Source organism: Caulobacter sp. GW821-FHT10A10 (assembly GCF_059415745.1).
In genome coordinates this window covers 100,223-123,594 of the sequence record NZ_JBWKNV010000004.1, presented here as the reverse complement: position 1 = coordinate 123,594, position 23,372 = coordinate 100,223, and the positions used below count along the sequence as shown (strand labels likewise).

Genomic DNA, 23,372 nt, shown 5'->3' with positions numbered 1-23,372 from the left:
ATGCGCGCGGTCGCTCTCCTGGCCGGTCTGGCCCTGGCCGCGCTCGGCGGCGCGCAAGCGACCGCCGCGTCGCTGCGCGTCAGCCCGGTGAGCCTGGACCTGCCTGCCGGCCAGAACGCGACCACCCTGACGCTGCAAAACGACGACACGGCGGCGCTGAACGTCCAGATCCGCGTCTTCCGCTGGACCCAGGCCAACGGCCGCGACGTGCTGGTGCCCGCCACCGGCGTCGTCGTCAGTCCGCCGATCGCCAAGGTCGATCCGGGCGCCAGCCGTACGGTGCGGGTGGTGCGGCTCGATGGCCGCCCGCCGGAAGGCGAGGAGTCCTATCGCCTCATCGTCGATGAACTGCCGCCGCCGCTCAGCGAGACCGGCCGGCAGGTGACGCTGCTGATGCGCCATTCCATCCCTCTCTTCTTCGGTTCCGGTCGCGAGCGGCCCAAGATCGAGTGGCGTCTGCGGCCGTCCGAGGACGGCGGCGCGGCTCTCGTCGGGCGCAACACCGGAACCCGTCGCCTGCGCCTGGCCAACCTGCGTATCGGCGACGCCAGCGGCGCGGTCCTTGCCGAACGCAAGGGCCTTGTGGGTTATGTCCTGCCCGGAGCGGAAGTCTCCTGGCCCGCGGGGGCGTTCCAGCCCGCCGCCGGCGTGCGGCTGATCGCCGACACCGACACCGGGCCAATCGATGCGCCGCTCAAGAGCGACTGAAGCGGTCGCCCTCAGTCTCGCCTTCGCCGCCTTGGGAACCTCGGCTTCCGCTCAGGACCTGCCGCTGCCGGATCTGAAGGCGATCGAGACGATGCGTGAAGACCTTCAGCTGGAAGTCTGGATCAACGGACGCAACACCGGTCTGGTGGCCGCGGTCGCGCGCGAGGCCGACGGCCGCCTGCAGATGCCCGCCGACGAGATGCGCGCCGTCGGCCTGACCGCCAGCGGCGCGGGGCTGGTGGATCTGTCCGCCCTCCGCGGGCTGTCGGCGGCCTATGACGACCTCGGCCAGCGGCTGATGGTCAATGCCGACATCGACCTGCTCGCCATCCAGCGCTTCAACCTGGCCGCCCACCGCGATGCGGCCGGGACGCCGCGCCAGGACCTGGGCGCGGTGCTCAACTACGTGTTCTCAGCCGACGGCGGCCAGGTCGACGAGAGCGACGGCCTGGGTGTGGAGTCGCTGGGCCTGGCGCTCGACGGCCGCGTCTTCGGCCGCTTCGGAACCCTCTCCAGCAGCGTGGCGGCCAGCCGCGTCGGCGACACAGGACGGATCGTGCGGCTCGACACGACCTGGTCCTGGTTCGAGCCCCGGCGGATGATGGGCTTGAAGGCGGGCGACTACATCAACGGCGGCTTCGCCTGGACCCGGCCGATCCGCATGGCCGGCTTCCAGCTGCGGCGCGACTTCGCCATCCGCCCCGACATCGTCACCATGCCGTCGCCGCGCCTGGCCACAACCGCCGCCGCGCCCTCGACGCTGGAGCTCTACGTCAACGACACCCGGATCCTCAGCCGGCCGGTCGGCGCTGGTCCGATCGAGATCGACGGCCTGCCGCCGGGCCAGGGCTACAGCGACGTGCGCCTGGTCCTGAACGACGCCGCCGGGCGGCAAGTGGCCGTCAGCGCGCCGTTCTTCGCCACGCCCCTGCTGCTGCGCAAGGGCCTGGCCGACTTCTCGGCCGAGGCCGGCTTCGCGCGTCGGGGCTTCGGCGTCGAGTCGGCCGACTACGCAGGCTCGCCCATCGCCTCGGCCAGCCTTCGCTATGGCGTGCTCGACGCCCTAACGGTGGAGGGCCATGTCGAGGCCGGCGCGGGCCTGATCCAGGGCGGCGGCGGCCTGACGGCCCAGGTCGGCGGCCTGGGCGTGGTGTCGGGCTCGTTCGCGGCCAGCCGGACCGACGACGAGAGCGGCGCGCTGGCGGCCGTGGTCTTCGACAGCCGCTTCGCCGGCTTCTACCTGTCGGGCATGAGCATGCGCGCCACGGAGGGGTACCGCGACCTGGCCGCCGTGACCTCGCGCCCCTCGTTCTATCGCAACTGGAAGATGGGCGGCGACGAGCCGCCGCGCGCCATCGACCAGCTCACCGTCTCGACGCCTCTGCGGCTGGCCCTGCTGATGCGCAAGGGCGAAGCGCCGGTGGCCAGCGCCTCCTACAGCGCCCAGACCGCCGCTGCCGGCCCGCGCCGCCAGGTCTGGAGCGGCTCCCTGCGCCACACCTTCGGCGAGCGCCTGACGGCCTACCTCACCGGCTATGTCAGCCGGGGAGAACAGCGCGACACCGGCGCCTTCCTGGGCCTGTCGGTGCCTTTGGGCTCGCGCAGCTCTTCGTCGGCCGGCGTGCAGGTACAGGGCGGCGACACCACCGCCTTCGTCGAGGCCAGCCGGGCCGAGACCCAGGCCGACGGGACCTATGGCTGGCGGGCTCGCATCGAGCAGGGCGCTCACCAGGGCTTCGAGGGGCAGGCGGCCTATCGCGGCCGCAACGCCCGCGTCTCGGCGGCCGCCCAGTACGCCGACGGCGCGGTGCGCGGCCAACTGCAGGTCGATGGCGCGGTGGCCTGGCTCGGCGGCGTCGCGGCGACCACCAACCGTCTCGAAGGTTCGTTCGCCCTGGTCGAGGTCGGCGCCCCCGACGTGCCGGTGCTCTACCAGAACCAGAAGGTCGGCCGCAGCGACCGCAACGGCCGCCTGCTGGTGCGCAATCTCGAGGCCTTCGACGTCAACCGCCTGTCGATCGACAGCCAGGACCTGCCGCTGGAGCTGGAAGCCGCCCAGACCGAGCGCAGCGTGGTCCCGATGGCCAACGGCGGCGCCATCGTCCGCTTCGGCGTGGGCAAGAGCCCGCCGGCCGTGCTGCTGACCCTGCGCCGTCCGGACGGAAGCTTCGTGCCGCCCGGCGCCGAGGTGATCCGCGCCGGCGTCGCCGAGCGGGTCATCGTCGGCTATGACGGCCAGGCGTTCCTGACCGGGGTGGGCGAAGACGCCGACCTGCGCGTTGTCGTCGAGGATGGAAACGAATGCTTCGCGCGCCTGGTGATCGGCGCCGCCAGCGAGGGAGGCCGGCATGTGGTCGACGCCGTCTGTCGTTAGGATCTGGCGGGCGCGTCTCGTCGCCCTGACCGGCCTGCTGGTCGCCGCCTTCGTCTGGTTCGGCGCGCCGTCCTCGGCCCAGGCCGCGGCCAGCTGCACGGCCTCGGTCACCAGCGTCAATCTGGGCTCGACCCTCAGCCCGCTGACGGCGGGGACCGTGGACGCCACGGCCAACCTGAACTTCAGCTGCACCGGGCTGGGCTCGCTGCTCTCCTACACCCTGTGCCCCAATCTCGATGCGGGTTCGGGCGGCTCGAACGGCTCGGGCGGACGCTATCTGGTCGGTCCCGGCGGGGCGACCGTGGCGTTCCAGATTTATCAGGACGCCGGCCGCACCCAGCCCTGGGGATCTTCGTCCCTGCTGGTGTTCGGCACGGTGCCGACCATCACCGCCAGTCCCGGCACAGGCACCTCGATCAACGTCAACCAGACCGTCTATCTGCGGCTGACGACCACGGCCACGACCGTTCCCGGCGCCTATTCGACCAGCTTCACGGGCCAGAACTTCTTCTGGGGCCTGAACCTGCTGACCTGCGCCGGCGTCACCATCGGCTATGCGGTCGTGCCGGCGACCTTCACCTACAGCGCCACCCTGATCCCGGACTGCACGATCTCGACCGGCAATCTCGCCTTTGGAAACGCCGGCGTGCTCAGCGCCGCCAAGGACGCCCAGAGCGCGATGTCGGTGACCTGCACCAAGGACACGCCCTACGCCATCGGCCTCGACAACGGCCAGCAGGGAACCTCGGCCACGGCGCGGCGGATGAAGGCCGGGACCGAGTACGTCACCTACGGCATCTACCAGGACAATGCGCGGGGCTCGCCGTGGGGATCTACGGCCGGCCAGACGGTGGGAGGAACCGGCACGGGCGGCGCCCAGTCCCTGACCCTCTACGGGCGCGTGCCGGCCCAGACCACACCGGCGCCCGCGACCTACGGCGACCAGGTGGTGGCAACGGTCACCTACTGATCAGGCTCTCAGCCAGATCCCACGCGAAAGCCTCGCCCTCGAAGCAGTCGGCGCCGCGTCCGATCGCCTCGATCGCCGCTGACATCCGTCCCGCCCGTCCCAGGGCCGCGTCGGCCAGGGCGACCATCAGAGCGTTGGGCGTAGCCGAAAGCGACAGGCTCCGCAGCACCTGGGCCAGATCCGTCTCGTCGCGGTCGGGACGGCGGACGCAGGCCAGGATGTAGGCCGCCGCCGTCGAACGGCTGACCCCGGCATAGCAGTGTAGCAGCAGGGAGCGCTCGCCGGTCCATCCGTCGGCGAAGGCCAGCAGGTCGGCGATCATGGCTGCGTCCGGCGTCACGAGATCGGGGCGCGGCTCGGTGATGTCGTGGAAGCTCAGGTGAAGGCGTTCGACGCCTTCGACCGCCGGCGGCGTCGCGGCGGGCGACAGCAGGCTGACGAGGTGCGAAGGCCGATGCGCCGCCAGGTGCTGGTCCAGCCGGCTCAGCGGACAGACCGCCAGGATCACGTCAGCACCGCCGCCAGGCCCAGCAGCGCGCCCAGCTCGGCGACCTGCTCGATCCCGCCCAGCACGTCGCCGACATAGCCGCCGATCAGCCGGCGGGCCACTAGGGCCAGGGCGATGGCGAGGACGGCGGCCAGCGACAGGCTGACCAGGGCGGCGGTCGGCGGAACCAGCAACAGCGGCCAGACGCCCAGCAGGGCGGCGATCAGCACCTCGGCCGGCTTCACCCCGTCGGGCGCGGGCTTGTACTTGGCGTCGGTCCGGTCGCTGACGTGGGGCAAGGCGGCCATGGCGGCGACCGCGGCGACGCGTCCGACGCCGTGCGCGGCCAGCAGGGCGAGGGCGGCGTTCAGGGGCGTCAGCGTCGCCAGGGTCGCGGTCTTGGCCCCCAGCACGACCAGCAGGGCCAGGACGCCGTAGGTCCCGACCCGGCTGTCCTTCATGATCTCCAGCCGCCGCTCGCGGGTCTGGCCGCCGCCCAGGCCGTCGGCGGTGTCGGCCAGGCCGTCCTCGTGGAAACCGCCGGTCAGCAGGAAGCCCGCGCCCAGCGCCAGGATCGCCGGAACCCAGCCGTCCCACACCTGGCTCGCGCCCAGCAGCACCAGCGCGCAGAGCCCGCCGACCAGCAGGCCGACCAGCGGGAAGTAGCGGGCCGAGCGGGTGATCCAGTCGGGCTCGAAGCCGCGCAGGGCAGGGGTCGGCAGGCGGGTCAGGAACTGCACCGCGCAGAGCAGCAGCTGGACCTGCCGGCCGATCATCCCAGCACGTCGGCGAGGTCGGCGACCTCGGTCAGCAGGTTGGCGGCCGCCGCCAGCAGGGGGGCGGCCAGCGCCGCGCCGGTGCCTTCGCCCAGCCGCAGGCCAAGGTCGAGCAGAGGCTCGGCGCCCAGGGCGGCCAGCATCGCGGCGTGGCCCTTCTCGGCCGAACCGTGGGCGAAGACGCAGTAGTCCAGGGCCTCGGGGACGAGACGCACGGCCGCCAGGGCCGCGGCGGTGGCGATGAAGCCGTCCACCAGCACCGGCCGTCGGCGCGCGGCCGCGCCCAGCACCGCGCCGGCCATCATGGCGATCTCGCAACCGCCGAACTCTCCCAGCACGGCGAAGGGCTCGGTCGCGTCGCTGCGGGCGGCGGCGCGGCCGATGGCGGCGGCCTTCTTGGCCAGACCAGCCTCGTCGTGCCCCGTCCCCTGGCCGACGCAGGCCTCCAGCGGCGCCGGCGCCAGGCGGTGCATGACCAGCGCCGCGGCCGAGCTGTTGCCGATGCCCATCTCGCCGATGGCCAGCACATCGGCCGCTTCGAGGGCGCGACCCGCGATCTCGATCCCGCGCGTCAGGGCCAGCGCCGTCTCTTCCGGCGTCAGCGCGGCTTCGCGGGCGGCGTTGCGGGCGCCCTGACGCACCTTGGCGTCGATCAGGTCCGGATGGGCCGGCAGTTCTGCGGCGACGCCGGCGTCCACCACCTTCACCGACACGCCGGTGGCCTTGGCGAAGGCGCTGACGCTGGAGCGGCCGCTCAGGAACAGGCCGACCATCGCGACGGTGACGCTGGACGGATAACTGGAGACGCCTTCCTCGGTCAGCCCATGATCGCCGGCGAACACCAGCAGGGCGGCGCGGGCGGCGCGGGGCGAGAGGCTCCCCTCGATCAGGCCCAGCTGGACGGCCAGGTCCTCGACCCGGCCCAGCGACCCCGGCGGCTTGGCCTTGCCGTCGAGCTTGGCGCGCAAGCTCGCTTCCAGGGCGCGGTCGACGGCGGCGATGGCGGGGGGCGTGAAGGTCATTGCACAAGTCTCCAGCCGGCGGCGCAGGCCAGGGCCACCAGCAGCCACAGCAGGGCGCAGGACCGGCGGTAGATCCGCAGGCCCCGGCGCAGGTCGGTCAGGTCGGGCGCGCGGCCGTCGCCGAAGCTCGGACGCTCCGTGGCCTCGCCGTCATAGCGGGCCGGGCCGCCCAGCTTGACGCCGAGGGATCCAGCCATGGCGGCCTCCGGCCAGCCGGCGTTGGGCGAGGCGTGCTTGCGGGCGTCGCGGCGCATGATCGCCCAGCCGCCGCGCGCACCCGAGGCCAGGCAGATCAAGGCCCCCGCCAGTCGCGCGGGGACGAAGTTCATCACGTCGTCGGTCCGGGCCGCCGCCCAGCCGAACGATCGCCAGCGCGGCTCCATGTGGCCGATCTGGCTGTCGGCGGTGTTCACCGCCTTGTAGGCGAAGAGGCCGGGCAGGCCGAACAGGGTCAGCCACGAGGCCGGGGCCACGACCCCGTCGTTGAAGCTCTCGGCCAGGCTCTCCAGCGCCGCCGCCGTGATCCCGTGCAGGTCCAGCTCCTCGACGTCGCGCCCGACGATCTTGCCGACCGCGATACGGGCGGCGGGCAGGTCGCCGGCCTCCAGCGGGTCGAGCACGGCCATCACGTGCTGGTGCAGGCTGCGTTGGGCCAGGCCCAGGGTGGCGATCAGCGCAATCGCCAGGGTCGCCAGTAGGCCGCTGTCGAACATCGACTCCAGCGCGCCGCCGATCAGCACCGCGCCGAGGATCAGCAGCGCCACGGTGACGACGCCCAGCTCTCGCCGCCGCAGCTCCGAGGTCTCCGGCCGGTTCCAGCGCCGCTCCAGGGCGTCGATGGCCTTGCCGACCCAGGTGACCGGATGGGGGATGGCCGCGTGCAGGCTCGCCGGATAGCCGACCAGGGCCTCGATCACGAGGGCCAGCGGAGGGGCGAGCAGCAGCGGTTCAGCCATGGCGTCCGACCAGTTCGATCAGCGGGCCGGTCTGGCCCTCCACCACCCTTGCCGTGACTCCGTAGGCCCTGGCCAGGACATCCGGGGTCAGGGCCTCGCGCGGCGGGCCGTCGGCGATCAGCTTGCCGTCCACCAGCACCAGCACCCGGTCGGCCAGGCGCGCGGCCACGGCCAGGTCGTGCAGGGTCATGACCACGCCCTGGCCGTCCTTGGCGGCGAAGTCGCGCATCAGGTCCACGGCGTCGAGCTGATGGCCGGGATCCAGCCCCGCCAGCGGCTCGTCGGCCAGCAGCCACGACGGCTCGCCGGCCAGCACCCGGGCGAACAGGGCCCGGCCGCGCTCGCCGCCCGACAAGCTCTTGACCTCGCGCAGGGCCAGGTCTTCGAGATGGGTCTGCTTCAGGGCCTTGGCCACGGCCAGGTGGTCGGCTTCGGAGAGACCGCGCGCGCCGCTGTGCGGCGTGCGGCCAAGGCCCACCAGGGTCTCGACATCGACAGCCCAGGCCACCTCCGGCGTCTGCGGCAGGAAGCCGATGCGCCGCGCCCGCTCGCGATGCGCCAGCGAGGCCAGGGGCGCGCCGCCCAGGATCACACTACCGGCGTCTGGCTTGCGCAGGCCCGCCAGGCAGGCCAGCAGGGTGGACTTGCCCGCGCCGTTGGGGCCGACCACGGCGGTCACCTCGCCGGGATGGAACTCTGCGCTGACGCCCTGCAGTACCGGGCGGCCGCCCAAGGCGACGCTCAGATTCTGGGCTGAAAGCAGTGCGGCGCTCATGCAAGCCTCCGGCGCATGGTGATCAGGAGGGCCAGGAAGAACGGCCCGCCGACGGCGGCCGTGGCCACGCCCAGCCGCATCTCGGCGGCCGACGGGGTCAGGCGCACCATGATGTCGGCCGCCAGCACCAGGGCCGAGCCGACCAGGGCCGAGGGGATGAGCAGGGCGCCTGGCCGGTGCCCGACCAGCGGCCGCACCAGGTGCGGGGCGATCAGGCCGACGAAGCCGATCAGGCCTGTGACGGCGACGCTGGCGCCCGAGGCGACGCCGACGCCGACGGCCAGCAGCACCCGCACCGCAGACAGGTTGACGCCGAGGGCCGCCGCGCCAGTTTCGCCCAGGGTCAGGGCGTCCAGCGAGCGCGGCAGGGTCAGCAGCACAGCAAGGCCGGCCACGATCAGCGGCACGGCCAGCCGCACCTCGTCGACGCTGCGGTCGGCCAGCGAGCCCAGGAGCCAGCTGATGATCTCCTGCGCCGCCCATGGATTGGGGGCCAGCGACAGGGCGAGCGCGACGCCGGCGCTGGCCACGGTGTTCAGGATCACCCCGGCCAGCAGGAAAGTCACCGTGCCGCCGGTCGTGCCGGCCAGGGCCAGCATCAGTCCGACCCCCACGGCCGCGCCGAGGATGGCGCAGGCCGGCAGCAGCCAGGTCGCGGTGAAGGCCAGGCCCAGATAGAGGCTCATCACCGCCCCCAGCGCCGCCATCGACGACACGCCCAGCACGCCCGGATCGGCCAGCGGGTTGCGGGTGTAGCCCTGCATGGCCGCGCCCGACATGCCCAGCGCCGCGCCGATGGCCACGGCCAGCACGGTGCGCGGCAGGCGCAGTTCGAAGATGATCGCCCAGCGCGGGTCGGATCGATCGACCCAGGCGCTCCACGGCGCCCAGACGCGGCCGCTCATCAGCGACAGCCCGAAGAGGACCGTCACGGCCAGCAGCAGGCCCGCGATCAGCAGCCAGGTTCGGCGATTATGGCTCATGCGCGGGCCTTCAGGGCGTTGCGGCGGGCGGCCGCCAGGGTGGCGGCGGTGTGGATCAGGGTCGGGCCGCCGCAATAGAGCAGCCGCTCGGGGAAGGTCTCGCGGGTCATGCGATGGCTGACCTTGGCCAGGGCGGGGTGGTTGAGCATCCGCTCGGCCCAGGTCGGGGCGTCCGGACGGGCCTGTCCGGCCAGCAGCACCTGCGGCGGATCGGCCAGCAGCCGCTCCAGAGAGACGTTGCCCCACTTCTTGAGGCCGTAGCGGCTGGCGACGTTCTTGAAGCCCGTGCGGGTCAACATCTCGTCCACCAGCGTGCCTTCGCCGGCCGCGAAGCCGTTGGGCTGGAAGACCAGCGCCTCCAGCGGCCTGGATCCCGGCGACGGGGCGGCGGCGGCCAGGGCTTGGTCGATGCGGGCGATCAGCGCCTCGCCGCGCTCCGGATGACCGGCCGCCTCGGCGATGCGGCGGATGTCTTCCTGGTTCTCGGCCCAGCTGTTGGGCACCTTGAAGAGCTCTGCCCGCACGCCCAGGCGCTTCAGCGCCGCGCGGGTGGCCGGCGAGGAGTGGGCCGCGCTCAGCACCACATGGGGGCGCAGGGCAATCACCTCCTCGGCGCTCTCGTAGGTGATCGGATAGGATTTGGCCCGCTGCGCGATGCTCGATTGCTGCGGATCGCGGGCGTAGTGGCTCAGCGCCGCGATCTGGTCGCGATCGGCGACCTCGACCAGCACGCCGTCCAGGCACGGATTGAGCGAAACGAGGCGCGGCTTCTTGACCGGCGCCCAGGGCGCGGACGCTCCAAGGCCGACGACAAGGCCCGCGCCGAGCGCGACACGCCTGCCGAGGTCAGTCAAAACTCCACCCCGCGCTGGGCCTTGAAGCCCTGCTCGAAGGGATGCTTGATCAGGGTCATCTCGGTGACCAGATCGGCGATCTCCAGCAGCTGCGGCTTGGCGTTGCGGCCGGTCAGGCAGACATGCTTGTCGTTGGGGCGGGCCTTCAGCACCTCCACCACCTCGTCGATGTCGAGATAGTCGTAGCGCAGGGCGATGTTGATCTCGTCCAGCAGCACGAAGTCGAGCGTCGGATCAGCGATCATCGCCTTGCTCTCCTCCCACGCCGCCTTGGCCGCGGCGACGTCGCGCTCGCGGTCCTGGGTGTCCCAGGTGAAGCCTTCGCCCATGACGCGGTAGCGCACCTGGTCGGGAAAGCGGCTGAAGAACAGGCGCTCGCCGGTCTTCCACTTGCCCTTGATGAACTGCACCACGCCCACCTGCATGCCCCATCCCAGCGAGCGGGCGACCATGCCGAAGCCGGCCGAGGACTTGCCCTTGCCGTCGCCGGTGTGAACCAGCAGCAGACCCTTCTCCAGGGTCTTGGTCTTCATCAGCTCTTCGCGCTCGGCCTTCAGGGCGCGCATGGCCTCGGCGTGCTGCTCGTTGGCGTCGCCAATATCGGAGGGGCTCATCGCGGTATCTCCAGGGCGGCCGCCAGGCGCGACCAGTCGGCGTCGAATCCGGGCAGGCCGAAGCGTAGCAGGCTCGGGTCGTGATCGAAGGGCCGCGTCAGGATCCCGGCGCGCGCCAGGGCCTCGAAGCGGGCCGGGGCGTCGGCAGCGCGGGCCAGGCGGAACAGGCTTGTCCCGCCGACCACCTCGAAACCGGCGCCGACAAGCAGGGCGTCCAGCCGCGCGGCGTCGTCGGCCAGGCTGGCGCGCGCGGCGTTCGCCCAGGCGGTGTCGGGATAGGCCGCTAGGCCCGCCGCAAGGGCGGGGGCGGAGAGGGGCCATTCGCCCAGCGTCTCGCGCAGGCGGCGGGCGAGGGCGGGTCGGGCGATCACGAAGCCCAGTCGCAGGCCCGCCAGACCGTAGAACTTGCCGAATGAGCGCAGCACGATCAGCCGCTCATGGCCGGGCGCGCCGGCGAAGGCTGCGACCGACAGCGACGGCTCGCACTCGACGAACGCCTCGTCGACCACCGCGCCGCGCTGGCCCAGCGCCAGCACCGCCTCGGGCGCAAGGTTGCGGCCGTCGGGATTGTTGGGGTTCACCACCACGCAGAGGTCGGCCTCGTCCGGATCGGCCACGACCTCGGAACCGACACGCCGCCAGGCCAGCGGATGGCTGGAATAGGTGGGAACCGGCAGGCTGACCCGACCTCGTGGCAGGATCTTGGGCAGCAGGCGGATCGCCGTCTCGCTGCCGGGCACGGCGACCACCCGGGCGGGGTCGTCCACGCCGAAGGCCTTCGCCGCGACGGCTTCGAGCTTGGCCAGGTCGGCCGGATCGGGCAGGCGGCCCCAGTCCTCGAAGGCCTGGGGGGGAACCGGATAGGGGCGGGGATTGATCCCCGTCGACAGGTCCAGCCAAGGCGCGGGCGCATCCGGAAAACGCGCCCGCGCCGCCGCCAGGCGGCCGCCGTGTCCGGAAAGGGACGACGGCGAACCGCTCATCAGAACTTCGCCCGCAGGCCGACGAAGGCGCCGCGGCCCAGCGAGCCGTAGCGGTAGATGGTCTCGTAGTCCTCGTCGAACAGGTTCTCGACGCGGCCATAGACCTCGAAGCCCTCCTTCACCGGGTAGGAGGCGCGCAGATCGACCAGGGTGTAGCCCTTCAGCACGCGGGTGTTGGTCGCGTTGTCGAAGCTGTCGCCGACCGATTGGACGCTGACGCCCGTCTTCAGGCCGTTCGTCCAGGCATAGTCGGCCTCGACCGTGGCGGTCTCGTCGGCGCGGCGCGCCAGGCGCTTGCCGTAGGTCGAGCCGGCCGAACGGTTCTGGGCCTTCATGTCCGTGTAGTTGGCGCTGAAGGTCAGGCGGTCGGTGGCCTTGAAGCTGGCTTCCAGCTCGACGCCGTCGGTCTTGGCCTTGGCGATGTTGGCGTAGAGGTAGGTCAGGGAGTCGAAGTCGATCTGGTTGGTCACGTCGCGGGTGAACCAGGTCAGCGAACCGCGCAGGCGGCCGTCCAGCAGGCTGTGCTCGACGCCCAGGTCCCAGCTCTCGGCTTCTTCCGGCTTCAGCGTCGTCAGGCCATAGGGGCTGTAGAGCTGGTACAGCGACGGGGCCTTGAAGCCTTCACCGTAGTTGATCCGGAACACCGTCGCGCCGGCGTTGGGGGTATAGGCCGCGCCGGCCTGCACCGTGGTGGCGTCGCCGAAGGCCGAGTGGTCGTCGCGGCGCACGCCGCCGGTCAGGGTCAGGCCCGCGACCGGCTTGGCCTGCAGTTGCAGGTAGGCGCTGTCGAGGTTGGCCGCGTGACGGTCGGGCGTCGGGTTGGGGTCATAGGTCGCCGGCGAGGCGGTGCGGAACCACGAGCGCTCGCTCTCGACGCCGAAGACCGCGCGCAGGGTCTCGCTGATCGTCCAGGTGCCTTGGTATTCGAGCCGGGCGTTGGTGCCCTTGGCGTCGAAGGTCTTGGGAACGCTTGAGTCCGGATCGAAGTTGTCGCGATCGGTCTGGGTGTAGGCCAGGGCGACCCGGCTCTCCAGGACGCCGTCGAAGCCCGTCATGCGCACGCCGCTGTAGGTCAGGATTTCCTTGGTCTTGGCGTACTCGTTGGTGTCGGCGAAGCTGTAGGCGGGGGCCGGGAAGCCGTCCACGTCGGCCTTGGAGTCGGCGTAGTAGGCGCGCAGGTCCAGGGTCGCCCAGTCGGTCAGCTTCAGGTCGACGCGGCCCGACAGGCCGTAGTTGCGATAGCCGTCCTTTTCCTTGCCGCCATAGGCCTTGTCGAAGGCCGAGACGCCGCCGGTGGTGTAGTAGCCGCCGGCCAGACGCCAGCCGCCCCAGTCGCCGCCGGCGCCCACGCCGACGCGGCCGTAGGCGGTGTCGCGCGAGCCGCCTTCGACGGTGACGTCGGTGGCCAGGTCGCCGGTCGGGGTCTTGGTCAGCATGTTGATCACGCCGCCGATGGCCTCGCTGCCCCACAGGGTCGACTGCGGGCCGCGCAGCACCTCGATGCGGCTGACGTCGCCGGCCAGCAGGTTGGCGAAGTTGTAGCCGCCGCCCGTCGAGGACGGGTCGTTCAGCTTGACTCCGTCGATCAGCACGACGGTCTGGTCGGTCTCGGCCCCGCGGATGCGCAGCTGGGTGGTGGTGCCGACGCCGCCGTTGCGGGTCACGGTGACGCCGGGCGTGCGGGCCAGCACGTCCGAGATGATCACCGCCTGGACGCTCTCCAGCTTGGCGGCGTCGATCACCGTGGTGGCGACCGCCGTCTCAGACTGCTTTTCGGGCGCGCGGCTGGCGGTGACGATCACTTCGTCGACCGCCGAGGCGGTGTCCGCGAAGGCGCAGGCCGGCAGGGCCAGGGCGGGAACTGCGGCCATCAGGGCCAGCAGGGAAACAGGGCGCATGTCATTCCTCCGTGCGCGACAAGAAGGAGCGTGTTCTCGTGAACACGCCCGGACCGAAGCGTCGCCATGCGGGAAGACCCGATCGTACGGCGCACCCCGGCCGGACGAAGGACGACCGCGACAGGCAGGTCTCCTGGCTCGCGGGTCATCGTTGCTGCGCGTCGCCTTCCCAGCTCTCTTCCGAGGAACAGACCCAGTGGCATGTGACGCGCGAACTCGCCGCTTACAGTTGCGGGGGCAGCCCGGGTTTCACACCCGAGTTCCCTTTTCATCCTCTTTGGGAGGAACCTGTCGCGCTGGCTGGACTATAGGGTGCGCCGCACACCGTCAATCTGGAGTTCCCCGTTGTCACTGACCCTGGTTCTAGGCGGCGCGCGCTCGGGTAAGAGCGCCTTCGCGCAACGGGCGGCCGAGGCGAAGGCCGCCGCGGTCGGCGTCCGACCGGTGATGGTCGTCACCGCCCAGGCCTTCGACGCCGAGATGGAGGTGCGCATCGCTCGTCACCAGGCCGATCGCGGAGAGGGCTGGATCACCCTGGAGGCGCCCATCGATCTCGTGTCCGCCTTGCATGGCCTGCCGTCGGGCGGCGTGGCGGTGGTCGATTGCCTGACCCTTTGGTTGACCAATCTCATGCTGGCGGAAAAAGATCTTTCGACCGAAGCGGCAGCGCTGGTCGCGTCCGCCGCCGCCTTCGATGGCGAGCTCTGGCTGGTGTCCAACGAGGTCGGCTGGGGCGTCGTGCCCGACAACGCCTTGGCCCGCAGGTTCCGCGACGAGGCCGGCCGGCTGCATCAGGCCCTGGCGGCCGCCTCCGACGCCGTCGAACTGGTCGTGGCCGGACTAAGCCTGCGGATGAAGTGATTCTCGGCGCTCTCGCCCAGCTTGCTCAACTTTCGGCTATGCGACGATTGCGCACGCTGACACCGGGGGCGCAGGCATGGTTAAGACCTGTTTACACATTCGAATTCACTTAATTCGACGGGCGGGCTGCCATGCGACGGATCCTCATCGCCGAAGACGACATGCTGCTTGGCGGCGTCTACGAGGTCCTGCTGGAAGAGGCGGGTTTCGAGGTCCTTTGGAGCCGGGACGGCCAGGAGGCCCTGGAAGCCTTTGACGCCTTCGCGCCCGACCTGTTGATCACCGACAACGCCATGCCGCGCATGACCGGCGCCGAACTGATCCGTTCGCTCGAAGGGCGGGGTACGCCGGTGCTGATGGTCTCGGCCAGCGATCCGAGCATGCTGCAGGTCGAGCCCGACCAGTGGCTCGAAAAGCCTGTGACGCCGGCTCGTCTGCTGTCGGCCGTGCGCGCCATGGAGCGGGCTGGCGTTCAGGCGGCGGCCTGAAGTCCCACGGCCACGGCGGTCGCGAACAACCCCAGACCCAGACCCCAGGCGGCGCAGAAGGCCAGGGTGGGGTGGCGCTGCCACCAGCGCGGCTGGGGAACACCCGTGATGGTCTTGTCGGTCATGCGGTCGTCTCGCGTGGTCGTCGAGCAACCAACGCGAGACGCCGTACCTCTAGTTCCCTCTAACCGCCGAAGCCGCGCGAGCCGCCGCCGAAGCCGCCGCGCGAGATGACGCTGCTGCGGCTCTGCACGCGGGACGGGGCTTCGTAGCGCGAGGGGGCGTCGAAGCTGTCGGTGCGCACCCGGCTGCGGCCGGTCAGGTAGTCGCGCGACACCGGATAGCCAGAGCCGCTGTAGTAGGTGCCGTCGCGGTCGCGGTACATCGGCGCGCCGCGATAGCCGCGGTTGTTCATGCCTTCCAGCGCCTGGCCGATGATGAAACCGGTCAGCAGCGGGGTGAAGAAGCTGCCGCCGCCGTTGGCCTGGCTGCGCGGCACGCACTGATCGACGCCGTAGCGCTCCTCGCAGCTCTGCTGGTCGGAGAACTTCGGCGCGTTCTCGGCGCTGGCCTTCTGGGCCTCGTCATAGGCGGTCTGGCACTGGTCGGCGGTGAAGTCGCCCGAGGCCTTGCACTCGTCGAGATTGGCGAAGCTGGAGGCGTCGACCTTCTTGCCCGAGACGGCCGCCGGGGGATCGCCCCACTGGGTGGCCGAGCCGGGATCGTCGCACGCGACCAGGGTGAAGGCCGAGCCGGCCATCAGGCCCGTCAGCGCCACGGCGCTGGAGCGCTTGCGGCGCTTGGGAGCGGGCAGGGGGGAATGGGCGTTCATGTCCGGCCTCACGAGGTCATGCAGGCGGCGTTCAGCAGGCCGACGGCCAGCGAGATCGAGGCCAGGTAGACGCCGGCGGCGACCTCGGCCTTCTCGATCCGGTCGATCAGGTCCTTGAGCACCGTGAACCGCACCAGGGTGAAGGCGGCGATCTGGATGACGGCGGCCAGGGTGGCCCAGGCGGCGAACTCCAGCAGGCTGACGGTGTGGCTGAGCGCGGACGCCAACGGCAGCACATAGCCGACCACGGCGCCGCCCAGAGCGATGGCCGCGGCGACGTTGCCCTCGCGGATCAGCTTGGCCTCGTTGTAGGGCGTCACCGCCTGGTAGACGATCTTGAAGATCACCGTGAACACGCCGGCGGCGACGAAGGCCACCAGGAAGGCCAGGGCGCTTTCGCCGAAGGCTTGGACGTCGAACATCTCTAGTTTCCCCTATGGACCGTGGTTCAGGCGCGGAATTCGCCGACTTCGAGCGGCACGCCGATCATGGTTTCGAACGAGACCTCGCGGTCCTCGGTCTCCATCTCGATCGCCAGCAGCAGTTCGCGGCCCTCGCCCGGCAGGTCGCGGGCGAACAGCATGCAGGTCTGGAAGATCCGCCGGTCCGGGATCCCGTCCCGGTCGTCGTGCAGGTCTTCCCAGAAGGTCACGGGCTCCTGGCTCTCGGCGTCCTCGCCGAACCAGAAGCGGTGGTACTCGGGCAGGCCGGCGGGCGTGAAGGTGCGGGCGCGCAGGCGCTTGCCCCAGGCGTCGCGATCGGCGCGGCTGCCCGGATAGGCGCTGTCCCAGGGGACGAACAGGGTGACGTCGGTCAGGCGCTGGCCCTCGCGGTCGTCCGAGACCGCCTGAAACATCACGTGGTCGTCGGTGTAGAACCGGTGCACGAAGCCGCCGTCCTTCAGGTCCACCAGGCCCTGGGCGGTGATTTCCAGCGTGTCGTGGTCGAGCGGGAACTTGCTGTCGGCGCCGAAGCGCTTCCAGGCCAGAGGGTCCAGCCAGACGGTCCGCCCCAGCGTCACGTTGCGGATGGCGGGCAGGGCCGACTCGGGAGCGGGCTCCTTGCGGCCGAATAAGCGACTGAACATAGTTGGTCCCTGAAAGAACGCTCCCTCATGTACGGCGCCAGCCTGCGCTGTAAAAGGGGCCATGCTCGCTCTCGACGACTGGCCTTCGACCTCCCATCTTGTATGAAACGGCCAAGATGGCCCGTGAAGAGGATCACGACCCGATGAGTCAGACGCCCTGGACTGTCCGCTCCCTGAAGGCGGCCCTGGACGAAGCGCCCGGCGTGGGCGCCGACGAACTGAGCGTGCGGGTGCTGGAAGGCTCCGACCCGATCCTGCTGGTCACCATGCACTGGCAGGGCGACCTCGAGATCTATGTCAGCGTCAGCGACCAGCAGGTCGCCGCCTCGGCCCTGCTGTGGCCCGTCGACGAACAGGAAGACCGCCACGCCTTCAACGAATTCCTGCTGAAGGCCCAGAAGCTGGTGCCGCTGTCGAACTTCGGCATCAGCGCCGTCGGCGGCCGCGACTACTACGAGCTGTTCGGCGAGCTTTCGACCACGACCTCGATCGAGGATATCGTCATCGAGTTGCGCACCCTCGCCGAGAACGCCATCGAGGCCGCCTCGGACCTGCGCGCCTCGTTCTCCACCGCCGCCTGACCCTAACCGAAGTTTCCCGGAGCCCTCCGATGTCCATCTGGCGCAAGCTGTTCACCCTGGGTCGCGCCGGCGCCCACGAAGCCACGTCCGCCGTCGTCGACGCCAACGCCATCCGCATCCTCGACCAGGAGATTCGCGACGCCGACACGGCCCAGGCCAAGGCGCGCGACAACCTGGCCACCCTGGTCGCCCGTCGGCGCATCCAGGAGAACGACGTCAAGAGCCTGCGCGAGCAGGTCGCCAAGTACGAGAACTCGGCCCGCGCCGCCGTCACCAAGGGCGACATGGACCTGGCCCGCCAGGTGGCCCAGCGCATCGCCGACCTCGAAAGCGACATCGCGCTGAAGGAGCCGCAGATCGCCGGCATGCGCGAGGCCGAGGATCAGCTCCACACCGCCATCGCCGCCACTGACCGCCGCATCGACACGCTGAAGCGCGAAGTCGAGGTCGTGAAGGTCAACGAGTCGGTGCAGCGCGCCCAGGCCGCCGTCACCGCCCGCGGCGCGGGCGCGGGTGCGTCCCTCGGCTCGGCCGCCGACAGCCTGGCGCGTATCAAGGAGCGCCAGATGGTCCGCGGTGAGAAGATCAAGGCCGCCGGCGAACTGGAAGATCGCCGTACGGGCGCGGATCTGGACGAGAAGCTGCGCGTGGCCGGCATCCTGCCGGGCCAGTCGTCGGCCGACGACATCCTGGCGCGTCTGGCCCCGGCCGCCCCGCCGCTGCAGATCGAGCAGAAGTCCACCGACGGTTCGAAGACCGAATAAGGACCCCGCGTGCGCCGTCTTTCCCTGACCCCGCGCCCAGACTGGCGCGAGAAGGCCGAAGCCGTCGGCTTCGTCTACCACCACACCGGCGGACAGGCCTATTGGGACGAGGGGACGGCGTACGCCTTCACCCTGCGCGAGATCGAGGAAGATCTGGAGCCGGCCGCCGCCGAGCTTCACGATCTGTGTCTCGATCTCGTCGACGAGGCCGTCGCCAGCGAAGAGATCCTGCAGAAGCTGGCGATCCCGCCCGAGCACTGGGACTTCGTCGCCGCCTCCTGGCGGGCCAAGGAGCCGTCCCTCTATGGACGGTTCGACTTCGGCTACGACGGCTCGGGTCCGCCCAAGCTCTACGAGTACAACGCCGACACCCCCACCAGCCTGTTCGAGGCCGCCACCTTCCAGTGGCTGTGGCTCGAGGACCTGCTGGCGCAAGGCGCGCTGCCGGCTGGGACCGACCAGTTCAACAGCCTGTTCGAGGCCATGCGCGAGCGCTTCGGCGTGCTGTTCCCCAAGGGCGGCTTCGTGCACTTCGCCAGCGACGCCGACGCCGTCGAGGACCGCCAGACGGTGCGCTTCCTCGAAGACCTCGCCACCCAGGCGGGGCTGGATCCCAAGTTCGTGGCCATGGACGCCATCGGCCTGAACGAGGAAGGGCAGTTCGTCGACAACGACGGCTACCTGCTGCAGGCGGCGTTCAAGCTCTATCCCTGGGAAGACATGCTGCGCGAGCCCTACGCGGCCAACCTCACGACGGCGAAGGTCCGCTGGCTGGAGCCGCCGTGGAAGGCGATCCTATCCAATAAGGCGATCCTTCCGCTGCTGTGGGAGCGCCACAAGGGCCACCCCAACCTGCTGGAGGCCTATTTCGAGGGCGACCCGGCCGCCGCCGACCTCGGCGCGAACTATGTGCGCAAGCCGCTGTTCTCGCGCGAGGGCGCCAATGTCGAGATCGTCGGGGCGGGCGCCGAGCCCGTGCTCGACCAGGGCTACGGCGCCGAGGGCGCGATCGTTCAGGCCTTCCACCCGCCGCCCAGCTTCGATGGCAAGCACCCGGTGGTCGGCGCCTGGATCGTCGGGGCCGAGCCCGTGGGCATGGGCATCCGCGAGGACGACAGCCAGGTCACCAAGAACCTGGCCCGGTTCGTGCCGCACATCATCGAGGGCTGACCTTCTTCTCCGTAAAATCCCCGCGAAAGCGGGGACCCAGGCTTTTTCTGAAACGCGGGGCGCTAAACGATAAAACACCTCGGTCCCCGCTTTCACAGGGGGTTTACGGATGTGGGGGAGGGCGAGGCCCGTGCTAATCTCACCCCCATGAGCGACTCCCACGACGACGGCCCGCCGGGCGAGACCCCGATCCAGCGCGCCCTGCGCCTCAAGCAGGCGGCGATCGCCGCCCGTCCCAAGCCGCCGCGCGGCGGTCGCTTCCAACGTGAGCAGGCCAACCGTATCGCGGCCGGCTCCTCCAAGCCGTGGAACAGCTGATGGCCGGTCTCAAGGACAAGCGTGGCTTCATCGACAAGGACCGCCTCGACCTCTCCGAGCGCCAGGCCGTCGAATATTGGATGAAGCGCTGGGGCGTCACCCGCGACCAGCTGACCGCCGCCCACCGCAAGGTTGGCAAGATGACCAAGGACATCGCCGCCGAGCTCGGCAAGAAGCGCTGAGCGAGCAGGGCGCTCGCCCCCCCGCTGGCCCCCATGAGTCCGTCCGGCGACTCCCGCTGTGCGATCACAATCCAAATCGGCGACGCGCGGTGGTCGTCCGCCAGTCCCGAAAAGGCGGCATGATTGTCCGTGTGGCGACGTTTCGTGCCTTTGAAATGGCGAGCGCCGTCAAACTGCGATCAAGACAACGTTGTCATGGCAATGATTTGCTGAATTCTTGGCAAAACTGCGGGAACGCAAAGCGCAGGTGGACGCGTTCTTGGCCAAAATGCTAGGGAGGCCACGGATATTGCACTGCGGGATTCAAGAACGCGGTCATGTTCCAGGGCGAGACGACCCCGATAGAGGGCGCGGCCTTTTTTCACTTTATCGCAGGGTGAATTCAAAATGCCGGTTGAGACGCTGACGAAGTCCCTTTGGGTCTATTCGTTCGGGGGAGGCGGCGCCGATGGCGACGCTTCGATGAAGAACCTCCTCGGAGGCAAGGGCGCGAATCTCGCTGAGATGTCGTCGCTGGGTCTGCCGGTTCCGCCCGGCTTTACGGTCACCACCGAGGCCTGCGTCCACTATTACAGCAACGGCAAGCAGTATCCGGCCGAGCTGGCCGGGCAGGTCGCCGCTGGCCTCGCCAAGGTGGAAGCCATCACCGGCAAGCGCTTCGGCGACGTGACCAACCCGCTGCTGGTGTCGGTGCGCTCGGGCGCCCGCGCCTCTATGCCGGGCATGATGGACACCGTGCTGAACCTGGGCCTCAACGACGAGACCGTCGAAGGTCTGGCCAAGCTGTCGGGCGACCGCCGCTTCGCCTACGACAGCTATCGCCGCTTCATCCAGATGTACTCGAACGTCGTGCTCGACCTGGAGCACCACATGTTCGAGGAAATCCTCGATGACCATAAGGACCGCCTGGACGTCCACGTCGACACCGGCCTCACCGCCGACGACTGGGCCGCGGTCATCAAGGACTACAAGGCCGCCGTCCAGAACGAGCTGGGCAAGCCGTTCCCGCAGGACGCCCAGGAGCAGCTGTGGGGCGCCGTCGGCGCCGTGTTCGCCAGCTGGATGAACGACCGCGCCAAGTTCTATCGCCGCATGCACGACATCCCCGAAAGCTGGGGCACGGCCGTCAACATCCAGTCGATGGTGTTCGGCAACATGGGCGACACCTCGGCCACGGGCGTGGCCTTCACCCGCAACCCGTCGAACGGCGACAACCGCCTCTACGGCGAGTTCCTGATCAACGCCCAGGGCGAGGACGTCGTCGCCGGCATCCGCACCCCGCAGTCGCTGACCAAGGCCGCCCGCGAAGAGATGGGCGACACCTCGCCGTCGATGGAAGAGGCGATGCCGGAGGTCTTCCAGCAGTTCAAGACCGTGGTCGAGACGCTGGAACGCCACTACCGCGACATGCAGGACATCGAGTTCACGGTGGAGCAGGGCGTGCTCTACATGCTGCAGACTCGCAACGGCAAGCGCACCGCCAAGGCCGCGCTGAAGATCGCCGTCGACATGGCCGCCGAGGGCGTGATCAGCAAGGAAGAGGGCGTTTCGCGCGTCGAGCCGGCCTCGCTGGACCAGCTGCTGCACCCGACCATCGACCCGACCGCTCACCGCGACGTCGTCACCGTCGGCCTGCCGGCCTCGCCCGGCGCTGCCACCGGCAAGATCGTCTTCGACAGCGACGAGGCCGAAAAGGCCGCCGCCAACGGCGAAGCCGTCATCCTGGTGCGCGAGGAGACCTCGCCGGAAGACATCCACGGCATGCACGCCGCCCGCGGCATCATCACCGCCCGCGGCGGCATGACCAGCCACGCCGCCGTCGTGGCGCGCGGCATGGGCCGTCCCTGCGTTTCGGGCGCCGGCGACGTGTCGATCTTCGCCAAGGAAGGCCTGTTCCGGGCCAAGGGGCGCGAGTTCAAGGCCGGCGAGATCATCACTATCGACGGCTCCACCGGCGAGATCCTGGCCGGCGCGCCGAAGATGATCGAGCCCGAGCTGACCGGCGACTTCGCCACCCTGATGGGCTGGGCCGACGACGTCCGCCGCCTGAAGGTGCGCGCCAACGCCGAGACGCCGCTCGACGCCAAGACCGCCCGCCAGTTCGGCGCGGAAGGCATCGGCCTGTGCCGCACCGAGCACATGTTCTTCGACGACACCCGCATCGCCGCGGTGCGCGAGATGATCCTGGCCGACGACGAGGCCGGCCGCCGCACGGCCCTGGCCAAGATCGCGCCCTTCCAGAAGGCCGACTTCGTCGAGCTCTTCACGATCATGGAAGGCCTGCCGGTCACCATCCGCCTGCTCGACCCGCCGCTGCACGAGTTCCTGCCGCACACCGAGGAAGACGTGCAGGCCGTGGCCCAGGCCACGGGTCTGGACGCCGCCAAGCTGCTGCGCCGCGCCAAGGAACTGCACGAGACCAACCCCATGCTCGGCCACCGCGGCTGCCGCCTGGGCGTCTCCTATCCCGAGATCTACGAGATGCAGGTCCGGGCCATCGTCGAGGCCGCCTGCGAGATCGCCAAGTCGGGCAAGGCCGCCCCGGTGCCGGAAATCATGCACCCCCTCGTCGCCAAGGGCGAGGAGATGAAGTATCTGCGCGAGCTGACCGACCGCGTCGCCAAGGCGGTGCTGGCCGAGCAGGGCGTCGACCTGAAGTACACCGTCGGCACGATGATCGAGCTGCCGCGCGCCGCCCTGCGGGCCGGGGATCTGGCCGCCAACGCCGAGTTCTTCAGCTTCGGCACCAACGACCTGACCCAGACGACGTTCGGCATCAGCCGCGACGACGCCGGCAAGTTCCTGGGCGCCTATATCGACAAGGGCATCTTCGAAAAGGACCCCTTCGTCAGCCTCGACCAGGACGGCGTGGGCGACCTGATCCGCATCGCCGCCGAGCGCAGCCGCGCGGTCCGTCCGGACGCCAAGCTCGGCATCTGCGGCGAGCACGGCGGCGACCCGGCCTCGATCGCGTTCTGCGAAAAGGTCGGCCTCGACTACGTCTCCTGCTCGCCCTACCGCGTGCCGATCGCCCGCCTGGCGGCCGCGCAGGCGGCTCTGGCCGGGAAGTAGGGAGGGGGGAGCTCCCCTCAAGACTGCGACAACTTGAAACGGCCCCGCTCCACGAGCGGGGCCGTTTTTCGTCATTCGCCCGCTTGCACGAACATCGATAGGAAGCTATCTAAATAGATAGCAAGCTACCTATCGTTCTTCGAGCATCGTTCCATGACCGACGTCCGCATCCTCAGCGAGCGCACCTTCACCGGCGCCATCCTGCGCTTGGCGCGCATCTACCGCCGCGAGGTCAACCGCGCCCTGGCCGAGCACGGCCTGTCCGACGCCCGCGCCCTGCCGGTGCTGCACATCGCCCGCGCCGGCGGCGGCATGCGCCAGGGGGTGCTGGCCGAGGAGCTGGGAGTCGAAGGGCCGTCGCTGGTCCGCGTGCTCGACCAGCTGTGCGCCGCCGGCCTCGTCGAGCGCCGCGACGACCCGGCCGACGGCCGCGCCAAGACCCTGCACCTCACCCCCGACGGCCAGGCCCTGGCCGTGATCGCCGAAGACACCGTCCAGGCCGTTCGCTCGCGACTGCTGGTCGGGGTCAGCGACGACGATCTTGCCGCCACCCTGCGCACCTTCGCCGCCTTCGAGGCGGCGCTGGAAGCCGCCAACGGGCAGGGGGCTTAAGTCCC

Annotated in this window: 26 protein-coding genes and 1 riboswitch; of the genes, 12 read left to right on the top strand and 14 right to left on the bottom strand. The window is 70.2% G+C overall.

Features of this window, described 5'->3' with window-relative positions; genetic code table 11:
• Genes AC07NS_RS12745 through AC07NS_RS12735 form a run of 3 tightly spaced genes read left to right on the top strand, consistent with a single transcriptional unit; the run spans nt 1 to nt 4,052 of the window.
• The gene (locus AC07NS_RS12745; protein ID WP_494603691.1) at nt 1-708 is read left to right on the top strand and encodes a fimbrial biogenesis chaperone; all 708 of its coding nucleotides are present in this window, start codon (nt 1-3) and stop codon (nt 706-708) included.
• Nucleotides 686-3,082 (top strand): fimbria/pilus outer membrane usher protein, encoded by a 2,397-nt coding sequence (locus AC07NS_RS12740; protein WP_494603690.1) that lies wholly within the window; start codon nt 686-688, stop codon nt 3,080-3,082. Before AC07NS_RS12745 ends, AC07NS_RS12740 begins: the two co-directional genes overlap by 23 nt.
• Entirely contained in the window at nt 3,057-4,052 is a 996-nt protein-coding gene (locus tag AC07NS_RS12735) for a Csu type fimbrial protein (RefSeq protein ID WP_494603688.1), read from the top strand. Before AC07NS_RS12740 ends, AC07NS_RS12735 begins: the two co-directional genes overlap by 26 nt.
• Here the strand turns inward: AC07NS_RS12735 and AC07NS_RS12730 are convergent.
• From AC07NS_RS12730 to AC07NS_RS12685, 10 genes are read right to left on the bottom strand one after another with little or no spacing between them, the layout of a single operon-like run.
• Complete coding sequence (locus AC07NS_RS12730) at nt 4,042-4,560, bottom strand: tyrosine phosphatase family protein (RefSeq protein ID WP_494603686.1); 519 nt, start codon at nt 4,558-4,560, stop codon at nt 4,042-4,044. The genes AC07NS_RS12735 and AC07NS_RS12730 overlap by 11 nt on opposite strands.
• Nucleotides 4,557-5,315, bottom strand: a complete 759-nt coding sequence (gene cobS, locus AC07NS_RS12725; protein ID WP_494603684.1) for an adenosylcobinamide-GDP ribazoletransferase — start codon at nt 5,313-5,315, stop codon at nt 4,557-4,559. Before cobS ends, AC07NS_RS12730 begins: the two co-directional genes overlap by 4 nt.
• Nucleotides 5,312-6,337 carry a nicotinate-nucleotide--dimethylbenzimidazole phosphoribosyltransferase gene (gene cobT / locus AC07NS_RS12720; RefSeq protein WP_494603682.1) on the bottom strand — a complete coding sequence of 342 codons (1,026 nt, stop codon included), beginning with the start codon at nt 6,335-6,337 and terminating at the stop codon, nt 5,312-5,314. Before cobT ends, cobS begins: the two co-directional genes overlap by 4 nt.
• Nucleotides 6,334-7,293 (bottom strand): adenosylcobinamide-phosphate synthase CbiB, encoded by a 960-nt coding sequence (gene cbiB / locus AC07NS_RS12715; protein ID WP_494603680.1) that lies wholly within the window; start codon nt 7,291-7,293, stop codon nt 6,334-6,336. The genes cobT and cbiB overlap by 4 nt, the downstream gene beginning before the upstream one ends.
• Entirely contained in the window at nt 7,286-8,068 is a 783-nt protein-coding gene (locus AC07NS_RS12710; protein ID WP_494603678.1) for an ABC transporter ATP-binding protein, read from the bottom strand. Before AC07NS_RS12710 ends, cbiB begins: the two co-directional genes overlap by 8 nt.
• Nucleotides 8,065-9,051: a FecCD family ABC transporter permease gene (locus tag AC07NS_RS12705; RefSeq protein ID WP_494603676.1), complete on the bottom strand. Its 987-nt coding sequence runs from the start codon at nt 9,049-9,051 to the stop codon at nt 8,065-8,067. Before AC07NS_RS12705 ends, AC07NS_RS12710 begins: the two co-directional genes overlap by 4 nt.
• Entirely contained in the window at nt 9,048-9,905 is an 858-nt protein-coding gene (locus tag AC07NS_RS12700; protein ID WP_494603674.1) for an ABC transporter substrate-binding protein, read from the bottom strand. Before AC07NS_RS12700 ends, AC07NS_RS12705 begins: the two co-directional genes overlap by 4 nt.
• A complete protein-coding gene (gene cobO / locus AC07NS_RS12695) occupies nt 9,902-10,519 on the bottom strand; it encodes a cob(I)yrinic acid a,c-diamide adenosyltransferase (RefSeq protein WP_494603673.1) in 618 nt (205 codons plus the stop codon). Before cobO ends, AC07NS_RS12700 begins: the two co-directional genes overlap by 4 nt.
• The gene (cobD, locus tag AC07NS_RS12690) at nt 10,516-11,502 is read right to left on the bottom strand and encodes a threonine-phosphate decarboxylase CobD (RefSeq protein ID WP_494603671.1); all 987 of its coding nucleotides are present in this window, start codon (nt 11,500-11,502) and stop codon (nt 10,516-10,518) included. Before cobD ends, cobO begins: the two co-directional genes overlap by 4 nt.
• Nucleotides 11,502-13,400, bottom strand: a complete 1,899-nt coding sequence (locus AC07NS_RS12685; protein WP_494603669.1) for a TonB-dependent receptor plug domain-containing protein — start codon at nt 13,398-13,400, stop codon at nt 11,502-11,504. Before AC07NS_RS12685 ends, cobD begins: the two co-directional genes overlap by 1 nt.
• A gap of 106 nt (nt 13,401-13,506) precedes the next feature.
• Nucleotides 13,507-13,707, bottom strand: a riboswitch (cobalamin riboswitch).
• A gap of 38 nt (nt 13,708-13,745) precedes the next feature.
• Here AC07NS_RS12685 and cobU point away from each other — a divergent pair.
• Together cobU and AC07NS_RS12675 are read left to right on the top strand one after the other, a co-directional pair.
• On the top strand, nt 13,746-14,261 hold the full coding sequence (cobU, locus tag AC07NS_RS12680; protein ID WP_494603667.1) for a bifunctional adenosylcobinamide kinase/adenosylcobinamide-phosphate guanylyltransferase: 516 nt from the start codon (nt 13,746-13,748) through the stop codon (nt 14,259-14,261).
• A gap of 131 nt (nt 14,262-14,392) precedes the next feature.
• Nucleotides 14,393-14,749, top strand: coding sequence for a response regulator transcription factor (locus AC07NS_RS12675; RefSeq protein WP_494603665.1), 357 nt, complete (start codon nt 14,393-14,395; stop codon nt 14,747-14,749).
• Here the strand turns inward: AC07NS_RS12675 and AC07NS_RS12670 are convergent.
• Genes AC07NS_RS12670 through AC07NS_RS12655 form a run of 4 tightly spaced genes read right to left on the bottom strand, consistent with a single transcriptional unit; the run spans nt 14,734 to nt 16,668 of the window.
• Nucleotides 14,734-14,874, bottom strand: coding sequence for a hypothetical protein (locus AC07NS_RS12670; protein ID WP_487291573.1), 141 nt, complete (start codon nt 14,872-14,874; stop codon nt 14,734-14,736). The two genes, AC07NS_RS12675 and AC07NS_RS12670, sit on opposite strands and share 16 nt — an antisense overlap.
• A 59-nt stretch (nt 14,875-14,933) precedes the next feature.
• Complete coding sequence (locus AC07NS_RS12665; RefSeq protein ID WP_494603664.1) at nt 14,934-15,581, bottom strand: DUF1190 domain-containing protein; 648 nt, start codon at nt 15,579-15,581, stop codon at nt 14,934-14,936.
• 8 nt (nt 15,582-15,589) lie between these two features.
• A complete protein-coding gene (locus AC07NS_RS12660; RefSeq protein WP_110118566.1) occupies nt 15,590-16,003 on the bottom strand; it encodes a DUF350 domain-containing protein in 414 nt (137 codons plus the stop codon).
• Between the two features lie 26 nt (nt 16,004-16,029).
• Entirely contained in the window at nt 16,030-16,668 is a 639-nt protein-coding gene (locus tag AC07NS_RS12655) for a YjfK family protein (protein ID WP_494603662.1), read from the bottom strand.
• Between the two features lie 143 nt (nt 16,669-16,811).
• On the opposite strand from AC07NS_RS12655, the gene AC07NS_RS12650 reads away from it, so the two are divergent.
• The 7 genes from AC07NS_RS12650 (at nt 16,812) to AC07NS_RS12620 (ending at nt 23,367) form a co-directional block, all read left to right on the top strand.
• Complete coding sequence (locus tag AC07NS_RS12650) at nt 16,812-17,249, top strand: YjfI family protein (protein WP_494603660.1); 438 nt, start codon at nt 16,812-16,814, stop codon at nt 17,247-17,249.
• Nucleotides 17,250-17,278: 29 nt separating this feature from the next.
• Nucleotides 17,279-18,013: a PspA/IM30 family protein gene (locus tag AC07NS_RS12645; RefSeq protein WP_494603659.1), complete on the top strand. Its 735-nt coding sequence runs from the start codon at nt 17,279-17,281 to the stop codon at nt 18,011-18,013.
• A gap of 9 nt (nt 18,014-18,022) precedes the next feature.
• The gene (locus AC07NS_RS12640) at nt 18,023-19,183 is read left to right on the top strand and encodes a glutathionylspermidine synthase family protein (RefSeq protein WP_494603658.1); all 1,161 of its coding nucleotides are present in this window, start codon (nt 18,023-18,025) and stop codon (nt 19,181-19,183) included.
• A 147-nt stretch (nt 19,184-19,330) separates the two neighbouring features.
• Nucleotides 19,331-19,501: a hypothetical protein gene (locus AC07NS_RS12635; RefSeq protein ID WP_494603656.1), complete on the top strand. Its 171-nt coding sequence runs from the start codon at nt 19,331-19,333 to the stop codon at nt 19,499-19,501.
• A complete protein-coding gene (locus AC07NS_RS12630; protein WP_494603654.1) occupies nt 19,501-19,683 on the top strand; it encodes a DUF3606 domain-containing protein in 183 nt (60 codons plus the stop codon). The genes AC07NS_RS12635 and AC07NS_RS12630 overlap by 1 nt, the downstream gene beginning before the upstream one ends.
• Before the next feature lie 387 nt (nt 19,684-20,070).
• On the top strand, nt 20,071-22,755 hold the full coding sequence (gene ppdK, locus AC07NS_RS12625; protein ID WP_494603653.1) for a pyruvate, phosphate dikinase: 2,685 nt from the start codon (nt 20,071-20,073) through the stop codon (nt 22,753-22,755).
• 243 nt (nt 22,756-22,998) lie between these two features.
• Entirely contained in the window at nt 22,999-23,367 is a 369-nt protein-coding gene (locus tag AC07NS_RS12620; RefSeq protein ID WP_494604231.1) for a MarR family winged helix-turn-helix transcriptional regulator, read from the top strand.
• The last annotated feature ends 5 nt before the right edge of the window (nt 23,368-23,372 follow it).